The 20,882-nt window shown below is 52.8% G+C and carries 19 protein-coding genes and 2 pseudogenes; 9 read left to right on the forward strand and 12 right to left on the reverse strand.

Annotated features, from left to right (window positions below):
* The first annotated feature begins 76 nt into the window (after window positions 1-76).
* Complete coding sequence (locus tag H7R58_RS15545; RefSeq protein ID WP_182934427.1) at window positions 77-1,063, forward strand: zinc-binding dehydrogenase; 987 nt, start codon at window positions 77-79, stop codon at window positions 1,061-1,063.
* 42 nt (window positions 1,064-1,105) lie between these two features.
* On the opposite strand, the gene H7R58_RS15550 is transcribed toward H7R58_RS15545, so the two are convergent.
* Window positions 1,106-1,993 (reverse strand): LysR family transcriptional regulator, encoded by an 888-nt coding sequence (locus H7R58_RS15550; protein WP_182930274.1) that lies wholly within the window; start codon window positions 1,991-1,993, stop codon window positions 1,106-1,108.
* A gap of 164 nt (window positions 1,994-2,157) precedes the next feature.
* On the opposite strand from H7R58_RS15550, the gene H7R58_RS15555 reads away from it, so the two are divergent.
* Window positions 2,158-3,009, forward strand: coding sequence for a Vmh family MBL fold metallo-hydrolase (locus H7R58_RS15555; RefSeq protein ID WP_182930273.1), 852 nt, complete (start codon window positions 2,158-2,160; stop codon window positions 3,007-3,009).
* Window positions 3,010-3,110: 101 nt separating this feature from the next.
* Here H7R58_RS15555 and H7R58_RS15560 read toward each other — a convergent pair whose 3' ends face one another.
* Entirely contained in the window at window positions 3,111-4,286 is a 1,176-nt protein-coding gene (locus H7R58_RS15560; protein WP_182930272.1) for an MFS transporter, read from the reverse strand.
* Window positions 4,287-4,367: 81 nt separating this feature from the next.
* Between H7R58_RS15560 and H7R58_RS15565 the strand changes: the two genes are divergently transcribed.
* Entirely contained in the window at window positions 4,368-4,868 is a 501-nt protein-coding gene (locus tag H7R58_RS15565) for an Lrp/AsnC family transcriptional regulator (RefSeq protein WP_106924317.1), read from the forward strand.
* Between the two features lie 463 nt (window positions 4,869-5,331).
* Here the strand turns inward: H7R58_RS15565 and H7R58_RS15570 are convergent, their stop codons facing one another.
* The 5 genes and pseudogenes from H7R58_RS15570 to H7R58_RS15590 all read right to left on the reverse strand — a co-directional run bounded on the left by H7R58_RS15570 (window position 5,332) and on the right by H7R58_RS15590 (window position 10,860).
* The gene (locus tag H7R58_RS15570) at window positions 5,332-6,309 is read right to left on the reverse strand and encodes an ABC transporter ATP-binding protein (protein WP_182930271.1); all 978 of its coding nucleotides are present in this window, start codon (window positions 6,307-6,309) and stop codon (window positions 5,332-5,334) included.
* Window positions 6,306-7,286, reverse strand: a complete 981-nt coding sequence (locus tag H7R58_RS15575) for an ABC transporter ATP-binding protein (RefSeq protein WP_106924315.1) — start codon at window positions 7,284-7,286, stop codon at window positions 6,306-6,308. Before H7R58_RS15575 ends, H7R58_RS15570 begins: the two co-directional genes overlap by 4 nt.
* Window positions 7,283-8,230, reverse strand: a pseudogene (locus H7R58_RS15580) (ABC transporter permease). The gene H7R58_RS15575 and the pseudogene H7R58_RS15580 overlap by 4 nt, the downstream one beginning before the upstream one ends.
* Window positions 8,230-9,189 carry an ABC transporter permease gene (locus tag H7R58_RS15585; protein ID WP_182930269.1) on the reverse strand — a complete coding sequence of 320 codons (960 nt, stop codon included), beginning with the start codon at window positions 9,187-9,189 and terminating at the stop codon, window positions 8,230-8,232. The pseudogene H7R58_RS15580 and the gene H7R58_RS15585 overlap by 1 nt, the downstream one beginning before the upstream one ends.
* Before the next feature lie 45 nt (window positions 9,190-9,234).
* The gene (locus H7R58_RS15590) at window positions 9,235-10,860 is read right to left on the reverse strand and encodes an ABC transporter substrate-binding protein (protein ID WP_227674218.1); all 1,626 of its coding nucleotides are present in this window, start codon (window positions 10,858-10,860) and stop codon (window positions 9,235-9,237) included.
* A gap of 812 nt (window positions 10,861-11,672) precedes the next feature.
* Here H7R58_RS15590 and H7R58_RS15595 point away from each other — a divergent pair.
* Entirely contained in the window at window positions 11,673-12,245 is a 573-nt protein-coding gene (locus H7R58_RS15595; RefSeq protein ID WP_001515348.1) for a cytochrome b/b6 domain-containing protein, read from the forward strand.
* A gap of 199 nt (window positions 12,246-12,444) precedes the next feature.
* The gene (locus H7R58_RS15600) at window positions 12,445-13,368 is read left to right on the forward strand and encodes a cation diffusion facilitator family transporter (protein WP_000167917.1); all 924 of its coding nucleotides are present in this window, start codon (window positions 12,445-12,447) and stop codon (window positions 13,366-13,368) included.
* Window positions 13,369-13,540: 172 nt separating this feature from the next.
* On the opposite strand, the gene H7R58_RS15605 is transcribed toward H7R58_RS15600, so the two are convergent.
* The gene (locus tag H7R58_RS15605) at window positions 13,541-14,143 is read right to left on the reverse strand and encodes a site-specific integrase (protein ID WP_001324664.1); all 603 of its coding nucleotides are present in this window, start codon (window positions 14,141-14,143) and stop codon (window positions 13,541-13,543) included.
* A 212-nt stretch (window positions 14,144-14,355) separates the two neighbouring features.
* Between H7R58_RS15605 and H7R58_RS15610 the strand changes: the two genes are divergently transcribed.
* Window positions 14,356-15,387, forward strand: a complete 1,032-nt coding sequence (locus H7R58_RS15610; protein ID WP_001395480.1) for an IS630-like element ISEc33 family transposase — start codon at window positions 14,356-14,358, stop codon at window positions 15,385-15,387.
* Between the two features lie 91 nt (window positions 15,388-15,478).
* On the opposite strand, the gene H7R58_RS15615 is transcribed toward H7R58_RS15610, so the two are convergent.
* Window positions 15,479-16,237 (reverse strand): hypothetical protein, encoded by a 759-nt coding sequence (locus H7R58_RS15615; protein WP_227674922.1) that lies wholly within the window; start codon window positions 16,235-16,237, stop codon window positions 15,479-15,481.
* On the opposite strand from H7R58_RS15615, the gene H7R58_RS15620 reads away from it, so the two are divergent.
* Both H7R58_RS15620 and H7R58_RS25500 read left to right on the forward strand, forming a co-directional pair.
* Entirely contained in the window at window positions 16,229-17,209 is a 981-nt protein-coding gene (locus H7R58_RS15620; protein ID WP_000019445.1) for an IS5-like element ISKpn26 family transposase, read from the forward strand. The genes H7R58_RS15615 and H7R58_RS15620 overlap by 9 nt on opposite strands.
* The gene (locus H7R58_RS25500; RefSeq protein WP_320108680.1) at window positions 17,191-17,388 is read left to right on the forward strand and encodes a hypothetical protein; all 198 of its coding nucleotides are present in this window, start codon (window positions 17,191-17,193) and stop codon (window positions 17,386-17,388) included. The genes H7R58_RS15620 and H7R58_RS25500 overlap by 19 nt, the downstream gene beginning before the upstream one ends.
* On the opposite strand, the pseudogene H7R58_RS15625 reads toward H7R58_RS25500, so the two are convergent.
* Both H7R58_RS15625 and H7R58_RS15630 read right to left on the reverse strand, forming a co-directional pair.
* Window positions 17,355-17,906 (reverse strand): annotated as a pseudogene (locus H7R58_RS15625) (ATP-grasp fold amidoligase family protein); the annotation flags it as partial. The gene H7R58_RS25500 and the pseudogene H7R58_RS15625 overlap by 34 nt on opposite strands.
* Window positions 17,907-18,069: 163 nt before the next feature.
* On the reverse strand, window positions 18,070-19,032 hold the full coding sequence (locus H7R58_RS15630) for a LysR family transcriptional regulator (RefSeq protein WP_227674183.1): 963 nt from the start codon (window positions 19,030-19,032) through the stop codon (window positions 18,070-18,072).
* Window positions 19,033-19,084: 52 nt separating this feature from the next.
* Between H7R58_RS15630 and H7R58_RS15635 the strand changes: the two genes are divergently transcribed.
* A complete protein-coding gene (locus H7R58_RS15635; protein ID WP_182930265.1) occupies window positions 19,085-19,834 on the forward strand; it encodes a pirin family protein in 750 nt (249 codons plus the stop codon).
* 85 nt (window positions 19,835-19,919) lie between these two features.
* On the opposite strand, the gene H7R58_RS15640 is transcribed toward H7R58_RS15635, so the two are convergent.
* On the reverse strand, window positions 19,920-20,879 hold the full coding sequence (locus H7R58_RS15640; RefSeq protein ID WP_182930264.1) for a YbgA family protein: 960 nt from the start codon (window positions 20,877-20,879) through the stop codon (window positions 19,920-19,922).
* Between the last annotated feature and the right edge of the window lie 3 nt (window positions 20,880-20,882).

Here is a 20,882-nt window from a genome sequence, read left to right on the forward strand (position 1 = left end):
GTTAATGAAAGGCTATTGTTTGTGCAGACGGTTAATAACCGTTCCGACTCACCGACTCACCGAACTGGAGCACATCATGAAAGCATATGTTATTGAACGTACCGGCGGGCCAGAAGTATTAACGCTACGCGACATTGACAGCGTAAAACCGCAGGCCAATGAGGTTCGCATCCGGGTACGCGCTTTTGGCCTCAACAAAGCGGAAGCCTACCTGCGCACCGGGAAAATGGGGCCGATTGATGCCCCTCGCGTACCCGGCATCGAAGCCGTTGGTGAGGTAATTGAAGACCCGGCCGGCGTTTTCCATCCGGGCCAGCGCGTCGCCACGCTGATGGGCGGAATGCAGTTCGATCGTCACGGCAGCTATGCCGAAGAAGTGACGGTACTGCGCAGCAACGTTATTGACCTCGACGATGCGCCGCTAAGCTGGGCGGAGCTGGCAGCCTTACCGCAGGCGTTTTTAACCGCATGGGGCGCGCTGGATCACAGCCTTCACATCCAGGCTGGGCAGACGCTGCTTATTCGTGGTGCAACCTCCACGGTGGGCCTGGCCGCAACCAGCTATGCGCAGCACGCGGGGCTGACGGTGATTGCGACGACGCGTCGCACAGAACATACCGCCGCTTTACGGCAGGCCGGGGCGAGCGAAGTGGTGATTGATGACGGCAACATCGGCGCTCAGCTGAAATCACGCTACGGCCAGGGGATTGACGCCGCGCTGGAAATTGTTGGCGCGTCGACGTTACCTGACACCGCCAGCGCGCTGCGCCCCTTCGGGCATCTGACCACCATCGACCTGCTGGGTGGCGCGCCGATACTCAACCAGTTTAATTTGATGAGCGATTTGCCACCGGCGGTCAGCGTAAACTTCTTCCCGAGCCAGCTCTTTGGTACGCCAGCCCTGCCCCTTACCGCCTCCCCTCTGGCGCGGATTGCAGGCGATATTGCCAAAGGTAAGATGCATAAACTGGCGACCCGAGTCTGTTCATTTGATGACGTTCCGCAGGCGCACCAATGGCTGGACAACGCGCGGGAACCCAGCAAAATTGTGGTGGTCCTGTAGCCAACGGCGCGTGTCGCCCCAATAGATGCGGTAACCGCGCGTCTATTGGGGTGGCAGCCCCAGGCTTTGCTTCACGGCGTCCAGAAACAGCCCAAGCGCAGCGTGCTGATGATCGCGGGACTGATAGAGCCCATAAATCCCCAGCGGCTGCGGTTCAAACTGCGCCAGCACCTGCACCAGCCTTCCACTTTGCAGCCCCGCTCGCGCTTCAATTTCAGGCACCATCGCCAGCCCTACGTCCGCAGCTGCCATATCACACAGCAGTGATGAGATACCGGCGCTGAAGTTGCCCCCCACCGCCACCGACATCACGCCGTTTTGCCGATCGCGAAAGGACCAGGACTGCCCGGAAAAACGGCTGTAGTGCAGGCAATTATGCTGGGCAAGATCGCCTGGCGTGGCGGGGATACCGTTGTTAGCCAGGTATGCCGGTGAGGCACACAAGACGGACCGGCAGGCCCCCAGATAGCGCGCAATCGCACCGGGTTCAGGCTGATTGGTTATCCGAATAGCCAGATCGATGCGCTCGCCCACCAGGCTGACGGGATGGTTATTGATATCCACCTCGATACGCAGCGCGGGATACTGACGCAGAAAAGGCGGAATCACCGGCCCCAGCAAATGCGTCGCCGTAAAGTGGGCGCAGGCGATGCGCAGCGTGCCCGACGGCGTGACGCGCGTCGCGTCACCTTCAATCCCCTGAGACAGCTGCACCAGCTGGCGCGTTTTCTCCAGCGTTTTCTCCCCTGCCGGGGTAATGGACAGCCGCCGGGTTGAGCGGTGAATCAGCCGCGCACCGGCCCACTTTTCCATCTCGTCAAGATAGCGGCTGACCATCGGGCGGGAGATGCCCAACGAACGCGCGGCCGCGCTCAGGCTACCAAGCTCGCAAATACGATTGTAGGTGATTGCTGCCATGATCCTGTCCATTGCATCTCCATTTGATCGTTTTATGAAACTCAGCATGTATTGTTTCAGGAATTCTTAGTGAAGTACAAATCCGTAGAATGAAGCACAGCATTTCGTGCCAGGCTTGACTGAATGATTCCGGTTCAGCCAGCCCGTAACCTTCGGATAAGACACTAAGGATCACCATGAATATCAAGCCTCTCTCACTCATTATCTCGCTGGCCGCCGCGCCGGCCTTTGCCGCCCCGCTGCACCTTGATGTCTATAACCCGCAGGAAAAAGGCATTTTCCCGGTGTCGTCCACGCTGGTTTCCGGTCCAAAAGAAGCGGTGCTGTTTGATGCTCAGTTCAGCGTCAAAGACGGTGAAAAACTGGTGAAAATGATCAAAGACAGCGGCAAAACGCTCAAAGAGATCGTGATTACCTCCGGCGATCCGGATTTTTATTTTGGCCTTGAGCCGCTGGTGAAGGCGTTCCCGCAGGCCAAAGTGGTGGCATCACCGGCGGTGGTGGAACATATCAAAGCGACGAAGGACGCTAAGCTGGCGTTCTGGGGGCCGCAGATGAAAGACGGCAAGCCGGACAACATTATCGTGCCGCAGGCCACCCACGCCACGCGCTTCACCGTAGACGGTGAGCCGCTGGAGCTGAAACACGCGGGCGAGTATGCCGCGTACGTCTGGATCCCGGCGAACAAAGCCATTCTGGGCGGTACCGGTATTGCCTCCGGCATTCATGTGTGGACGGCGGATACCCAAACGAAGGCGATTCGCCAGGGCTGGATGCAGGTACTGAGCGAAATGCAGGCGCTAAAGCCGCAACAGGTGATTCCGGGGCATTATCTGGGCGAGCGCCCGGCAAACGATGGAGCCATTACCTTTACCCAACGCTACCTGCAAACCTTTGAGCAGGCGCTGAAAGACCACAAAGGATCGGCCGAGGTGATTGCGGCCATGAAGGCGGCGTATCCGAACCTTGCCGATGAGAGCTCGCTTGAGCTGAGCGCGAAGGTCAATACGCACGAAATGAAGTGGTAAGGTAAGCCACGACCTTCCCTCTCGCCGCCGCGACGGATGCGCGGCGGTGATTTGTGGTGCGCATCCTCCTCAGTGTACTGAGCGACGACGCTTCCATGTGGTTAACATGATTCCGCCTTCAGCGAATAGGGTTTACGCGCGCACTGCCAGGCCAGCAGCGCCAGACCCAGCGCAATAAAGGACAGTATCGCCCCCGCCCAGTTCGGTGAGACGAGGCCAAATCCGGCGGCAATGGTCGCACCACCGGCCCACGCGCCCAACGCATTGCCCAGATTAAACATGCCGATATTGACAGAGGCCGCCATCGTTGGCGCCCCAGCGTGGCTGGCACGGTCCATGACCAGTTTCTGAATCGGAGAAACGGTAGCAAAACCAAATGCCGCCATCAGGAACACGCAAACACCGGCAACCAGCGGGTTCTCAACGCCAGCCCAGAAGACCAGCAGAACGCCCCCTTGTGCGGCTAGCGTGATAAAAAGCGTGCCAAACAGCGAGCGATCGGCAAAGCGCCCTCCCAGCCAGTTTCCCACGGCCAGGCCAAGCCCAAAGATCACCATCAGCCCCGCGACGCCAGCGGCTGATAGCCCAGCGACTTCGATCATCATCGGAGCGATATAGGTAATAGAGGTAAAGAAGGCCGCGGGCCCGAAAACGGTAATCCCCATGACCAGCAGAACCTGGGGATCAACAAACGCTCGCAGTTCAGCCTTCAGCGCAATACCCGGCCCTTTTTTTATGTCGGGCACAAACAGCGCGATGCTGGCTATCGTTAACAGACCAATTCCCGCAATTCCCCAGAATACCATTCGCCAGCTAAAGGCCTGAGCAAGCCAGGTGCCAGCGGGCACGCCAAGCAGATTCGCGAGGGTTAACCCGGAAAACATCAAGGCAATTGCGCTGGCCTGGCGCCCGGGCGCAACCAGCGAGGCCGCGATAATCGACCCAATGCCAAAAAAGGCGCCGTGGTTGAAGGAGGTAATGACGCGCCCGACGACGGCCACCGACAGCGTAGGTGCCATAGCGGTGATGATGTTACCAAGAGTGAAAATGACCGCCAGCGCTATCAGCATGGTCTTACGCGGTACGCGAGACCCCACCACTGTCATAAGCGGTGCCCCGATAAAAACGCCGAGTGCATAAGACGTTGCCATTAATCCAGCCGAAGGGATGCTGACGTCGAAGCCGCGGGCAATCTGAGGGAGAATGCCGGCAATCACGAATTCCGTCAGACCAATCCCGAAGGCCCCCACGGCGAGGGCAAAAAGTGCGATAGGCATTGCAACTCCATTACTGATCATTGATTAATAAAATTAGGTGAAGGAAAGTATATTCATAGTTTTATTCTGAGAGTTAACCAAATGAACGAACCAGATAAAGAAAAAAATGGTATCAGGCAGACACGGCATAAACCGGCCGATCTAGATAATATTGACCGAAAAATATTAGGTGCGCTGGCAGAAGATGCCGGGCGTAGCTACACCGAGCTCAGCGAAATCGTGAACCTTTCCGCCCCTGCGGTACACGATCGCGTGAAGAAGTTAAAACGTGATGGCGTGATAAAAGGCACGGTGGCGGTACTGGATGGCTGCAAGCTGGGCCGCACGCTATTAACGTTTCTGGTGATTGATACCAGCAGCTATGAAGCCACGCGCGCACTTTTGCAGTTCACCCATCGGCATGAAGTTGAGGAGTTGCACACTGTCGCAGGTGACGGATGCGTGCTGATGAAAATACGCGCAGCAGATACCGAATCGCTGGAGACTTTCCTGATTGAAGTTCAGAGCGTAGAAGGCGTGCGTTCCGTCCGCAGCTATATCGCCCTCTCCACGTTTCTGGAACGCGGCCCATCGCCTGACTAAAACTGAGGGCAGGAAGGAATGTCGCCTGCTTGAGGTGGTCAGCGACCGTTTGCTCATCGTCGAATCAGCTTTTTACAAGGCAGGAGCCCGGAGGACTGAGGATGTCTATTTCCGAAAGCAAGATAATTTAATGCTTTCCATCAAACCTGAGTGGGCGACAGAGAAGCGCAAAGAAGTGACAGAAATCCTTAATGCTTAGATTCACAAATGTCATTTAGTTTTCCGAGTCGCCTTTATCGGCAATCTTATTCGTATACCACTCCATCACCAACATCAAAGCATAAGACGCCTGGCGAGGTCTGGAGCAAGGACCGCAGTAGCCTTTGTTCAGTGATTCTTTTAGGTGATTCTTTACACCAGGATTGGAATCCTATACTTAACTGTCCACCTGTACAGATGGACGTCTACGTTACCAGCACTGAGCTGACGGCTACATACGGCGCCGGGTTTACGCTTACCTGTTTTATTGCATCGACGCCACCCAGTGGCACGCCACCTGATGGCCAGGGTGCACTTCACGCAGTGCCGGAATTTCAGTGCGGCAGCGTTCCGTTGCCTGCGGGCAGCGGGAAGAGAAACGGCAACCGGAGGGCGGGCGTGACGGATCGGGAATTTCCCCCTGCACCACCGCCACGGGTTCGCTTTCAGGATCGAGCGTTGGCACCGCCGCGAGCAGCGCCTGGGTATAGGGGTGCAGCGGCTGACTGAACAGCGCATCGCGACTGGCAGTTTCCACCAGTTTCCCCAGGTACATCACCGCTACGTCATCACACAAATGCTCCACGACACCGAGATCGTGGGAGATAAACAGGAAGGTGACGCCATAGTCATCGCGCAAGTCGGAGAACAGATTAATGATTTGCGCCTGAATGGAGACATCCAGCGCCGAGATCGGTTCGTCGGCGATAATAAAATCCGGGTTGAGGATCAGGGCGCGGGCAATGCCGATGCGCTGGCGCTGGCCACCGGAGAACTCATGGGGAAAACGATGGTAATGTTGCGGCGCCAGGCCACAGATTTTCATTACCTTCAGCACGTTATCGCGTAGTTCCGCTTTGCTGCACAGCTTGTGTTCCAGCATCGCTTCGCCAATCGCATCGCCAATGCGAATACGCGGGTTCAGCGAGCTGTACGGATCCTGAAACACCAGTTGGATTTTCGGGCGCAGCGCGCGCATTTGTTTCGGCGTCAGATCCTGCAACACTTGACCGCGATACTTCACGCTACCCGCCGTTTTGTCATACAGCCCCAGCAGCGTGCGTCCGACGGTGGTTTTACCGCTGCCGGATTCGCCTACCAGGCCAAAAATAGTGCCGGGTCGAATATTAAAACTGATACCGTCCACGGCGCGCAGTTGACCGGTTTCCTGACCAAACAGCCCGTCGCGCAGCGGGAAATACTTTTTCAGACCATCCACTTCAATCACATATTGTTGGCTCATGCGACCGACTCCGCTAACTCACTGTGAATACATGCGGCTTGCCGCGTTTGACCGATCAACGACGGAATGCCTGCGCGGCACTGCGACGTGGCACGTTCACAGCGATCGTAGAACGCACAGTACGGCGGCAGTTCGGCCAGATCCGGCACCTGGCCGGGAATCGAATAGAGGCGTCGTCGGCGCTCGCCGGGAACAGGACGCGACGCGATCAGCCCTTTGGTGTAAGGGTGCAGCGGGTTACGCAGCACATCAGCAGTAGGGCCTTGCTCAACGATGCGCCCGGCGTACATCACGACAATGTGTTCCGCCATCTGCGCGATAACGCCCAAATCGTGGGTGATCAGCATCAGCGCCATCTGCTGCGCCCGTGCCTGGTCGCGCAGTAAGCGCAGGATTTGCGCCTGCACGGTCACATCCAGCGCCGTAGTGGGCTCGTCGGCAATCAGCAGTTTCGGCTGGCAGCTTAGCGCCATGGCAATCATGATGCGCTGCAACATGCCGCCGGAAAGCTGATGCGGATAGCAGTTCATCAGGCTCTCCGCTCGCGCCAGCCCGACATCGGCAATCCTTTGCGTCGCGTGCTCCCAGGCCGCTTTGGGGGTTTCGCCACGATGGCGAATCAGCGGTTCGCAAAGCTGCTCGCCGATGGTCAGCACCGGATTGAGCGCGGTCATCGGCTCCTGAAAGATCATCGCTAACTGGTTACCGCGCAGATCGGCCATTTTCGACGGCTTCAGGCGCAGCAGATCGGTGCCCTGAAAGCGGATTTCTCCGCCGTCGATCCGCGCAACCTGCGGCGGTAACAGCCCCATCAGCGACATGGCGGTAACGCTTTTGCCGCAGCCAGATTCCCCCACCACGCCGATGGTTTGCCCAGCCTGAATGGCAAAGGAGACATCCTGTACCGCGCGCACACGCCCCTGCTCGCTGGCGAAGGAGATGGATACGTTGTTAAAGGTCATTAGCGGTTCGCTCATTTCAGACTCCGTTTCATCTTTGGATCCAACGCATCGCGCAGGCCATCACCTAGCACGTTAATGGCGATGACGGTCAGAAAAATGGCGATACCCGGCGGCATCCATAGCTACGGACGACGCTGAAAGTCAATCAGGCTATTGGCCGCGTCCATCATGTTGCCCCATGAGGGCGTTGGCGGTACGACGCCAAGGCCGAGGTAGCTGAGCGCAGACTCCATCAGAATGGCGTTGGCCACCGCCATCGTCGCCATCACCACCAGAATGGGAATGGTGTTCGGCAACAGATGACCGAACAGGCGTCGGCGCGAAGAGAGGCCCAACACCTGCGTCGCCAGCATAAAATCGCGTTCGCGCAGCGAGAGAATTTGCCCGCGCACCAGCCGCGCCAACTTCGGCCACTCCAGCAGACTGAGCATGACCACCACCATGTAGATGCGTGAATCGGACGAGAAATCGAGCTCTGACAACATCGCTCCGGCGACAATCAGCAGCGGCAGGCTGGGAATCGTCATCACCAGATCCGCGAGGCGCATAATCAGTTTGTCCGTCCAGCCGCCGACATAACCGGATACCGCGCCCAACAGGTAGCCCAGCGCCACCGAAAGCAGCATGGTCAGAAGACCAATAATCAGCGAGATACGCCCGGCCAGCAGCAAGCGGGTATAAATATCGCGGCCAAGAAAATCGGTACCCAGCCAGTGCGCTGCGCCCGGCGGTTTGTTGATCATCAGTGCATCCGTGACATCATCTTTCCACGGCGACCACAGCGGCCCGAGTACGCACCAGAGGGTCATGACCCCCAGCAGAACCAGGCACAGCATCGTCAGATGATTGTGGCGCAGCGCTTTCCACGCCTGGCGCCAAGGAGACGGCGTGGCCTGCGCCAGCGCCGGGATTTCCGCCTTGCGCAGACGGCGATTCGTTGAGAAAAGGGAGCCTAACATCACGACCTCACGCGAATGCGCGGGTCGGCCCACGCGTACAGCACATCGGCAATCAGGTTGCCAATAATGGTTAATACCGCCAGAAACAGGGTAAACCCCATCAGCACCGGATAATCTCGGGCGGCCAGCGAATCAATATGAATATGCCCCGCGCCCGGCCAGTTAAACACCTTTTCAGTGATGAGCGCGCCGGAAAATAGCCCAGGCAGCTCAAAACCGAGCAAGGTGATGATCGGCAGCAGCGCATTACGCAGCGCGTGTTTGAAGATCACGGTGCGTTCGCGCAGCCCTTTAGCGCGCGCGGTGCGGATAAAATCCATCTTCACCACGTCCAGCATACTGGCGCGGATGTAGCGAGTCAGGCTACCCGCCTGCAACATCACCAGCGCCATGACCGGCAACACCAGGTGCGCCGCAACCTGCATAACCCACGCCCAGCCGCTATCATCGCTGCCGGTGTTGGTCATGCCGCCTACTGGCAACCAGTGCAGATCGACCGCGAACCACTTAATCAGCAACAGGCAGAGGAAGAAAGTCGGGAAAGACATGGCGGCGAACACCGCCACGCTCACCAGATGATCGAACAGCGAATTGGGTTTCAGCGCCGAAGCAATGCCCACCGCCAGACCAATGCCCCAGTAAAACACCAGCGCAACGCTTGCCAGCAGGAACGAGTTCCAGATGTACTGGTTAAGTAGCTGGCTCACCGGGATTTGGTATTGCAGCGAGAACCCCAAATCGCCGCGCAGCAGCTGGCCGAGCCAGTGCAGATAGCGGGTGAAGAGCGGTTGATCGAGTCCATAGATAGCTTTCAGTTCGGCGGCGCGGGCGACGGTGAGGGTAATGTTACCGTCAATAAAATCGCCCGGCGTTTTCGCGAACAGCATAAAAATAATCAGTGATGCGAGCAGCAGCATTGGCAGAGTTTGCAGCAGTCGCCTGAGGATAAAATTTCGCATAGCTTTCTCATGACAACTGCCGTGGCTTCCCGGCAGTTGTGGGTGTTACTTGACGACTTTCACATCCGGCAGACTACCGGTCAGGCCGTTGTAGATATCTGGCTTAAAGCCGGTGACGCGCGCGCTGCTGGCCGACAAAATCGCTCGGTTACCCAGCAGAATCGCCGGTGGATCGTCCGCCAGCACTTTATACAGCTGGTGATAAATCGGTTTGCGTTTTTCCACATCCAGCACCGCATTGCCTTCGTTGATCAGCTTATCAACCTGCGGATTGTTATAGCCGGACTCTTTCGCTTCCGTGCTGTAGTAGTCCCATACGCCATCATGCGGATCGTTGAGCGTGCTGGTGCTGAAAGAGGCCAGATCATAGTTGCCTGCTTTACGCTGAGCCATCAGGGCGTTGAAATCCACCACCTGCGGTTTCAGCAGCACGCCAATCTGCTGCCAGTTCTCTTTGGCGATAGGGATCAGCGCATCGTTCAGCACTTTCTTGCTCACCAGCAGCGTCAGCTCCAGACGTTTACCCTCCTTCACCCGGATGCCATCCGGCCCCGGTTTCCAGCCTGCCTCATCAAGCAGTTTCTTCGCCTGCGCCGGGTCGAATTTGTATGGATTCACGCCGTCGGTGTTATACGCCCATGAAATCGGGGCAATCGGTTCAATCGCCACTTTGCCGTAACCCTGATAAACCACATCAATCAGCTTCTGGCGGTCAAGGCCATAAATCAGCGCCTGGCGGACTTTCACGTCCTGCAACGCCGGGCGATGCACGTTGAATTCTACTTTGCTGTAGTCGCTGGAGCCGTACAGGTTGATATTGGCAAAGCCCAGCAGTTTCAGTTGTTCAATATCATCCGGGCGCGAAGTAAACGCGTCATAATCGGTTTCGCCGGTCTGGAACAACTGGAAGTTGGTGGATGGGTTGGTTACGCGGTAGATAAAGCGCGGCGTCGGCGGCGTACCCCGGTAGAAATGAGTGTTGGCGTGGAAACGAATCTCCTGGCCAGGAATGTATTTTTCATAGACATACGGCCCGTTACCCAGCGGTTTGCCGTGCAATGTGCGCAGATAATCGAGGTTGCCGCGCTGATACTCTTTCCCGTAATACGCTTTCGACAGTATCGGGCCGCCGATTTTCGCCAGGGTTGTCGCGCCAGGCTGCGTGGTGGTGACCTGCACGGTCAGCGGGTCGATCGCTTTCAGGCCGCTGACGCTGTCGGCTGTCCCGGCTTTATATTCCGCGCCGCCCACAATGTTGGCGAGGGTGATGTCGGTATCACCATCATATTTCGGGTCATACAGCACGGTCAGGGTAAACACCACGTCTTCGGCGGTCAGCGGCGAGCCGTCGCTGAAGGTCAGATTCGGGCGTAGCTTAATGGTATAGACCTTGTTGTCCGGGCTGACCTTCCAGCTTTCCGCCAGGCCGGGCACCAGATTGCCGTGGCTGTCCCAGTCGATCAGGCGTGAGAAAATCACGTTGGTGACGTTTTCATCCCAACCGTTCACGAAGAAATAGGGGTTAAAAATCCCCTGCGGTTCAGAGATACCCGCCACTACCGTGTCTTTACGCAGCTTTGCCGCCGCCGGGATCTGGCTGGCGTCTGTCGCTGGCGTAATCCCTTCTTTTAAGACTGCCTCGGCAAACGAGGCAGAAGAGAAAGCCACCATGCTGCTAAGAAGGGCAATTTTGAGGGCAAGGGTAAAGCGTGTGGGTTTTGTTTTTAGGCGGGTCAGTACGCTGGACAAAATCGCTACCTCATCAAATGATTGCGTGAAATTTACAAATCATGACGAACGATAAGAGCCGCACCTCGCCCTGTCTAACAATGAAAATGCATGGCTTATAACGAATCATCCTTAGCTAATTTATGGTAAATCAATGCGTAATTTCAGCTAAGGAAGATGAGGCATCACACGGGGGTCAGGGTCAACAAATCGACATGGCTCACTGGGCGTTGTGTCGAATACTGAGGGCCGGGCAATAAGTTTAGTTAAGGCACGCTAAGTGAGCTGAAGGTCCGCTGTGAGCGAGAAGCGGACATTGCAGACTGCCCAGTAGAAAAAGTGCTATCAGAATTATCTAAAGGAAGATCGTATTTACCATGTCTCATTCTAACTGTTTAATAAATTACAAAAATTAAAATTTCCATTTAATATCATCGCGTTAAGCAAGAGAATTAAACCTCTCATTTAATTTATGATTCTTATTTAATTCATGAGTTGGTGTAAAAATAGGTTGCCGCACTATAGAAAGACACATATTTAAACCCAGCAGGAAATCATATTTGAAAGTAATGTGTTTAAGGGGCTGCGTAACAAGAACAGCAAGTAAACACATAGTAATAACAGTTACCATTCCCATTTCGCAAGTGGCCATATCAGAGGTGAACTAATGCCTGCTGCAATTTTAAGAATTAAGGTTATCCTAATAATTCTTTTGTATGATTAAGATCATCGATAAATTTACTAAGGACTCATTAATGAAATTGCGACTCTGGAATCTATTACCCCATGATTACGCTCCTTTTTTTCGTATTCTTCACATCATTGTGGCATTTCTAATATTATCACAAATTATTAACTCTAATCTGACAGAGACCGAAGCAATTGGTGAACATAGTCTTGAAGGAGTTATAACCTGGATGCACATTATTTCAGGGTTAGGACTGATTATTTGTGGTTTTATTATGTTAAGTTGGATGCTTACTCAAAGAGGTTTTACTTATTATTTTTCATGGGTAGGGCTTGACTTTAGTGGTATTAAGCAAGATATAAAAACGTTGACTAGTTTCCGACTGCCCGATGCACATTCGGGAGGTATTGCCAGTACAATCCAAGGATTTGGAGTTCTAGCATTGCTAATTGTAGCACTTTCAGGTGGCCTATGGTTCTTGTTGAATACCATGCAGTCAAATCTGGCTGAAACAGTAATCCACTGGCATAAGTTCTTTACTACTTTCATTGAGGTCTATTTTTATGCACATGGTGCAATGGGAGTTTTGCATATTTTAATTGAAAAATATAAAAGCCGCTCAGTTAACCTAAGTGACTAATCTGTTGTGAGATAATATTACTTCAAGTTGAAGAAAACCCTAAAAATAAAATTTAGTTTACTAGAAGATGAAACAGCACTTGCAGAGACTTTTTAATTAAATTTAATAAAAACGAAAAAATATTCATGGCGAAATGATTGTTTAATTATCTATCATGGATAGAAATGTGAGTTAGTCGTCCTATTTTAGGAAGTTAATAATGACTAAAACAAAAGGGTTACCTCGTCCGCTGACGCACTACGCTTGGCTTTCCATTGCCACGGCTATTGCCACTATCGGACTCAAAGGTGTGGCGTGGAAAATGACCGGTTCGGTCGGTCTGCTATCTGATGCCATCGAATCCGTAGTTAACCTCGCAGGAGCCCTAATGGCGCTCTGGATGCTGACCTTGGCTGCGCTTCCGGCCGATGAGAACCATGCATATGGGCACGGCAAAGCCGAATATTTCTCGAGTGCTTTCGAAGGATTTCTGATCCTATTGGCGGCAGCCAGTATCGCCTATACCGCAGTTGAGCGGATGTTAACTCCACAGCCGCTTGAGGAGATTGGTCTCGGATTACTGGTTTCAACAGTCGCATCAATCCTTAATTTTGTGACGGCTCGCATTTTGTTAAGGGCTGGCAGGCAGCACAACTCTATCACTCTTGAGGCAGATGCTCATCACCTGCTGACCGATGTCTGGACGTCGGTCGGTGTCATTTTTGGTGTCGGACTGGTTTATCTGACCGGCTGGTTTTGGGTCGATCCGATCGTTGCATTGCTGGTCGCAGCCAACATCGTTTGGACTGGTTATCAGCTTATGAGTCGTTCAGCTGCAGGTCTGATGGACGTATCGCTACCCACGGAAGAACTCAAAAAAATCGAGTCACTGCTGGCAGGATATCGTGAACAGGGGCTTGATTTCCATGCACTACGTACACGCCAGGCTGGCGGGCGGGCGTTTATGACAATGCACATCCTAGTTCCTGGGCGATGGACTGTTCAATATGGGCACGACTGGGCCGAGCGTATAGAGAATGATATCCGCACCGCACTGCCTTTTATCCATATCACCACTCATGTGGAACCGTTGGAAGATCCCGCGTCAATGAACGACCAAACGCTCGACATTTCTGATCACTAAACTAACCACATGTCGCTGGTCGGGCAGGGTAACAAACCTCGCTCTACAAAAATTTCAGGTATTCTCTATAATTCTGAGGGTACTTGATGTGACCTGCGCCCAATTGTTGGGCACGCAATATTTTTAAAAAGTCCGCTTCTGGCACAGGGCTGCTGTTGCAGCCCTGATAACCTTAGACTTCAATCGATTCAGAAATCTCTAACGCATCATCGACTTCAATGCCCAGATAACGGACTGTGCTTTCCAGTTTCTTATGACCCAACAGAAGTTGGATCACCCGGAGATTCTTGGTTTTCTTGTAGATCAGGTAAGGTTTTGTTCTTCTCATGGAATGTGTGCTGTAAAGCGTCTCTTCGAGACCAAGCTTTTCTACCCACCCATGAAAGATTCGGTTGTATTGCCGGGTTGAAATATGCTGGTTAGTTCCGATCCGAGACCGAAACAAGAAGTCTTTACTGTGCAAATTGCCAAGCTTTATCAATGCAGCAACAGCTTCTCTTGTCCCTTTGGTTATCTCAAATTGCACAGGGCTACCGGTTTTCTGTTGCAATACCGTTGCTCTGCTCGAAACAGAGCTACCATATGCAACATCAGATACTTTGAGTTTGACCAGATCACAGCCTCGAAGCTTACTGTCCAGTGCCATATTGAACAGAGCTAAATCGCGCGTTTTACCTTCCAGTTCAAGTCGGATTCGGATACCCCAGATATGAGATATCTGAAGTGGCCTTTTTTGGCCTATGATACGGTCTTTGTTCCACGGTGACGTGTTCATACTCAAATCTCCTGCAATGTGGGAGATTTGAGTATGGTTGTCCCTTATGAGCGAAGAGCGGACATTGCTAACAGCATCCTATGTGAATCATTACGATCAAATCAATGACTAAATAGCTGCGCGGAATAGTAGATCACTGAAAGGGAACTCAGCCCGGATTGTGCGATCTGATCAATCGCCAAACCAACCAAAATCACCAACCGGACTGAGCGATGCCGATCATAGTACCAATACCCCGTGGCGAACGACGCCTGATGCAGAAAGCTATTCATAAAACGCGTGATAAAAATCATGCCCGCAGACTCACGGCCATGCTGATGCTTCATCGGGGTGAACGGGTCAGCGATGTTGCCAGAACTCTCTGTTGTGCCCGTTCATCCGTTGGTCGCTGGATTAACTGGTTTACGCACTCAGGTATTGAAGGCCTGAAATCCTTACCCGCAGGGCGCTCCCGACGCTGGCCTTTTGAACATATCTGCACCCTGTTACGTGAGCTGATAAAGCATTCTCCCGGCGATTTTGGTTATCAACGTTCACGCTGGAGCACCGAATTACTGGCAATAAAAATCAATGAGATAACCGGTTGCCAGTTACATGCAGGAACCGTTCGCCGCTGGTTGCCATCTGCGGGGCTTGTATGGCGCAGGGCCGCGCCAACTCTGCGTATCCGTGACCCACATAAAGATGAAAAGATGGCGGTAATCCACAAAGCGCTGGATGAATGCAGCGCAGAGCATCCGGTATTTTATGAAGATGAAGTGGATATCCACCTTAATCCTAAAATCGGTGCGGACTGGCAGTTGCGCGGACAGCAGAAACGGGTAGTGACGCCGGGGCAGAACGAAAAATACTATCTGGCCGGCGCACTGCACAGTGGCACGGGTAAAGTCAGCTACGTGGGCGGCAACAGCAAAAGTTCAGCGCTGTTTATCGCTCTGCTGAAGCACCTGAAAGCCACTTACCGGCGGGCGAAAACAATCACGCTGATCGTTGATAACTACATTATCCATAAAAGCCGCGAAACACAGCGCTGGTTGAAAGCAAATCCCAAGTTCAGGGTAATTTACCAGCCGGTTTACTCGCCGTGGGTGAATCATGTGGAACGGCTATGGCAGGCACTTCATGACACGATAACCCGTAATCATCAGTGCCGCTCAATGTGGCAGTTACTGAAAAAGGTCCGCCATTTTATGGAAACCGCCAGCCCATTCCCCGGAGGAAAACATGGTCAGGCAAAAGTGTAGCGGTATTAGGCGCAGCTATTTAGATAAGCACAAACCTGAAAAGAGGCCTACTGACGAAGTAGGCCTGAGTTCCTTATATATTTCACAAAATTCAGAGAGTTTCTAAGATGGATAAAAGTGTTGGAAGTTGACTCTCTCTCACACGGAATCTACCCGTCCTAGATAATTCCGTTTCAATTCCGTTAACGAAGAAATGTACGGAATCAAAAACGGCCGAGCTATTCATATATTTATTCTGATAAATTTCTTGGAGATTCTTTGAGCTTACTATTTTTGTCTTTGCTAAAGTAAAAGGATCAACAGAGATATTAGATAGAGACATGGATTTTATCTTGAGGTCAAAGCCCTCAGAAAGACCATTTACAACTTTCCTCAGATCAAATTCTACTGGTCTCAATCCACTATCTTCACCAAATAGTTTTTGCACCATAGTATAAGGCATTTTCATACTTAATGGAGGGTTAGTGGCATATAGTATAATTTTTTTCCCTTGTCTGACGCCAAAGTCCACATTTAAGTAAGTTGCTATTTCAACCTCTGAATGCTCGCCATTAGCATATTCTAAGCTTTGCTTACTAATGCTTCTCATGGTAAATCTTAGTTCAAGCACTTCAGAGTTATTAATGATTTGAAAACCATATCCTTTATCTTCATCATAGAGGTTGTCATTTACTTTGTGTAATAACTCACTTTTAGTTATATCTTTTTCTGCTTTATAAATTTTTACCTTTATCATCATCCAGCCTCCTGATTCAAAGTCTCGCAAGACATAGGGAAGGTGCGAACAAGTTCCTGATATGAGATCATCATATTCATCCGGAGCGCATCCCAGAGGGACATCATGAGCCATCAACTCACCTTCGCCGATAGTGAATTCAGCACTAAGCGCCGTCAGACCCGAAAAGAGATTTTCCTCTCCCGCATGGAGCAGATTCTGCCATGGCAGAATATGACCGCTGTCATCGAGCCGTTTTATCCCAAGGCGGGCAATGGCCGACGGCCCTATCCGCTGGAGACCATGCTGCGTATTCACTGCATGCAGCATTGGTACAACCTGAGCGACGGTGCCATGGAAGATGCCCTGTACGAAATCGCCTCCATGCGCCTGTTTGCCCGATTATCCCTGGATAGCGCCCTGCCGGATCGCACCACCATCATGAATTTCCGCCACCTGCTCGAGCAGCATCAACTGGCCCGTCAATTGTTCAAGACCATCAATCGCTGGCTGGCCGAAGCAGGCGTCATGATGACCCAAGGCACTTTGGTGGATGCCACCATCATTGAGGCACCCAGCTCTACCAAGAACAAAGAGCAGCAACGCGATCCGGAGATGCATCAGACCAAGAAAGGCAATCAGTGGCACTTTGGCATGAAGGCCCACATTGGTGTCGATGCCAAGAGTGGCCTGACCCACAGCCTAGTCACCACCGCGGCCAACGAGCATGACCTCAATCAGCTGGGTAATCTGCTTCATGGAGAGGAGCAATTTGTCTCAGCCGATGCCGGCTACCAAGGAGCGCCACAGCGCGAGGAGCTGGCCGAGGTGGATGTGGACTGGCTGATCGCCGAGCGTCCCGGCAAGGTAAAAACCTTGAAGCAGCATCCGCGCAAGAACAAAACGGCCATCAACATCGAATACATGAAAGCCAGCATCCGTGCCAGGGTGGAGCACCCGTTTCGCATCATCAAGCGGCAGTTCGGCTTCGTGAAAGCCAGATACAAGGGGCTGCTGAAAAACGATAACCAACTGGCGATGTTATTCACCCTGGCCAACCTGTTTCGGGTGGACCAAATGATACGTCAGTGGGAGAGATCTCAGTAAAAACCGGAAATAACGCCAGAAATGGTGGAAAAAATAGCCTAAATAGGCTGATTCGATGTGTTTGCGGGAAAAAAATCGGCCCAGATCCGCGAAATTTTAATCAGCGAGTCAGCTTGGGAAGAAATGACCTGCTTATTCGCACCTTCCTTAACATTTCCGGGGTGACATTCCTGTCCTGATTAGTGAATAAATCAAGGTATCTCTCGCAGAGAATGACGGGGGTAATATTTTTATATTGCCACTCTCTGGTTGTGTAGTACATATTCTTTTTAAGCGCTAGCTTCAACCTATTCCTTGCTCTATCGAAGTCAAAGCTTGCCTTATCCTTACATATAATTACACTGCCGCTATCATGATTGCATTTTAAGACAAATTTAGCAGGGAGTTTATCAAAATTTATATCTTCTACGCGCGGGTAAACACCAATTAATGGGATGACATTAACTAGGTTCGTGCATCTTTCTACGTATTCCCTGACGGCAAACTTGTCCGCAAGCATGGTATAGAATGGGTTGTGTTCGAATACCATTCGATGACAAATCTTCTCATTAAGTGTTAATGGGTTATAGAGATCGGCGTCACCGCCTGATATTTTATTAAGTCTGGATGTATGAAAAGAAACGTCTGTAGATAAATACCCCCTGCACTTCCTGAAAAAATACTCAATATACTTAATGTGATAATTTATTTTATTCATCAATCCTCCAGCTCAGAATCGTTATTCTTACAGAGGATTATTGATTTATATTGCACAAATGATGGAGCGTATATGGAGAGGCGAATCTGTCGTCATCTCCATATTGATGGTCTCGTGTCTTAATTTATCCTAATCGCCGATCGCGGTAAGCCCATTCAAGGTTTCACCCCTCCGCCCGGCCCCCACTCTCTCCAGCTCCAGCCCCCGCCAACGCGTCGCGCAAATACTGCATCAACACGGTCACCCGCACGGGGGTAAACTGACGCGAAGGCCGCACGATTGACAGCGGCAGCGGCGGCGGCGCGTAGCGTTCAAGCACCGGGACGAGCGCGCCGCCGCGCAGCGCGTCTTCGACGATATACCACGGTAACATCGCAATCCCCATGCCCTGAATGGCGGCTTCGCGCAGCACATCGCCATTATTCGCGGCCAAAGGCACCCGGGCATCCAGCTCTTGTTCGCCGCTGGACAGCGCCCACTCGTTGCGGGTGGAGAGCAAGGAATAATGCAAACACTGGTGGTGCTTTAATTCCGCCGGTGACGCCGGCCTGCCGTGGGTTTTCAGGTACTCTGGCGAAGCGCAATACAGGCGCGGCATCATGGCGATGGGCAAACTGACCAACGACGAATCCTGTAATTCACCGATGCGTAAAGACAGATCGATACCTTCATTGAGCAGATCGCTGACGCGGTCTTCGAGCTGTAATGTCACCGTAATCTGCGGGTATGTTTTCAGAAACGCCGGCAGCAGCGGGGCGAGCTTCTGGGTGCCAAAACTTACCGGCGCACCGAGCCGAATAATGCCGCTGTAGGTTTCCTGCGCACAGTTAAGCCGCTCTTCTGCCTGCTCGAGCGCGCCTAAAATCCCTAAAACGTCCTGATAGAATTGTTGCCCGCTGGGCGTTAAATCAAGCTGGCGAGTGGTGCGATTGATAAGCTTCACGCTTAACGCCGCTTCCAGAGCGGAAACCCGGCGGCTGATGGCCGCGCTGCTGGTATCAAGCTGGATGGCAGCATTATTAAAGCTGCCGCTTTCAACCACGGCGACAAAGCTGCGAAGTGAGATGAGGTCGTATTCTTTCATTTTGCGTAATGGTGTCTTACCTGAGCCCTGATTTATCTGCATCCATCCCCTGCCTATGATACGTGCATCAGAACAACATTGAGGATCATCTGTTATGGCTAGTCATTATCGTAAAAAAGGCGCGGAACTGCTGCATTATCTGCCAGCCAGTGAATATCATCCAGCGAACACCTATTTTCATTTTTCATTCGCGAACTATTACGACCCTGAAAACATGCATTACGGCGTGCTGCGGGTGGTAAACGATGATGATGTTAAACCACACAGCGGCTTCGATCGCCATCCGCATAAGGATATGGAAATCGTCAGCTATCTGGTGAAAGGCAACCTGACCCACTGGGACAGCGCAACGCAGGTCGAAGACGTGCTAAGCCGTGGGCATGTGCAAACGGTCACCGCAGGCAACGGCGTGTGGCACTCGGAGCTGAACAACCATGATGACTGGTGTCGCTTCCTGCAAATCTGGATTCTGCCGCCCAAACAAGGTCTGGAAGTGCGTTATGAAAATCATAAATTCACCGTTCAGGATCGCGAGAACAAGCTGCTGCATATCGTCGGCAGCCTGCAAAATGAAGACGATGCCCCGCTGCATCTGAATCAGGATGTGAATATGTTTGTCAGCGAACTGACCGAGAGCGGTGCAGAAGTCACCTATGAGCTTAAAGCCGGTCGCCAGGCCTACATCAACAGCATTGAAGACAGCGTCAATGTCGGCGGTATTGTGACCCTGGATGAACGTGATTCACTGGAAGTCGTCGGGCCAATGACCCTGACCTTCAAGGCGAAAGACAAACACGCGCACTTTATTATTATTGAAATGGGCGAATGGGCTGACGAACAATAGGCCGTTCAACGGCATAGCCGAAACGCGCCACCTTTTTAAGGCGGCGCGTTTTTTTCTGCCCGCGGCCAGCGGTAGGGAATGGCCCTTAATTTACCGTCAGCCGTAGCGCCAGATCCTGCGGATAGGGGTCGAAGTAATTCTGCGTCAGCAGGTAGCCGTCCGGGTATTCCGCAAGATAGTGCTTCAGCAGGGTCATCGGGGCGAGAATCGGCAGCAGCCCCGCCCGATAGTTCAGAATAACCTCACGCAGCTCTCCCCGCTGACGCATCGTTAGCTGATGGCGAAAATATCCCTGAATATGCATCAAGACATTGGTGTGGTTTTTACGCGAAGCAGGCTTCTTAAGGATCGCCATCAGCTTGTCACGATAGGTCACAAAGAAGGCCTCCAGATCCTCCCACTGGTGCAGCGTCGCGACAAACGGGCCAATTTCGCGATAGCCCGCCTGATGATGCGCCAGCAGCTGCAGTTTATAGCGGCTATGAAAATCCAGCAGACCCCGGCGGGTCAGGCCGTTTTTACGCAGCGTATTGAGTTCATGCAGCGCAAACACCCGTTCGACGAAATTTTCGCGCAGCAGCGGATCGTGCAGTCGTCCGTCTTCTTCCACCGGCAGCCAGGGATATTTCGCCAGCAGCGCGGCGGTAAACAGACCAACGCCTTCTTTACGTCCCCGGTTTCCCTTTTCGTCATACAACCGCACCCGCTCCATACCGCAGCTGGGGGATTTGGCGCAGACGATAAATCCCGACAGTTCGCCCAGCCCGGACAGGTACTCGTCGCAAAAAGCGTGCATTTTTTCGCTGACATCATCATCAGGCGCGTGGCTGAAGCGCATACGGATATCGCCTGCCGTCGTTTGTACCAGCCGCAGCGCCGGTCGCGGGACCGGCAGGCCGATGGCCATCTCCGGGCAAATGGGCCGGAAGGCCACCCAGTGCGCCAGCTTGTCCATCACAAAGTCCGTCCGTTTATGCCCGCCGTCGAAGCGGACGGCCGCGCCGGTTAAGCAGCCGCTGATGCCTATAACAGGTTGCGTGTTCATGGG

Origin of the sequence: Klebsiella sp. WP4-W18-ESBL-05 (genome assembly GCF_014169075.1) — a bacterium.
GTDB classification, from domain to species: Bacteria; Pseudomonadota; Gammaproteobacteria; order Enterobacterales; family Enterobacteriaceae; genus Kluyvera; species Kluyvera ascorbata_B.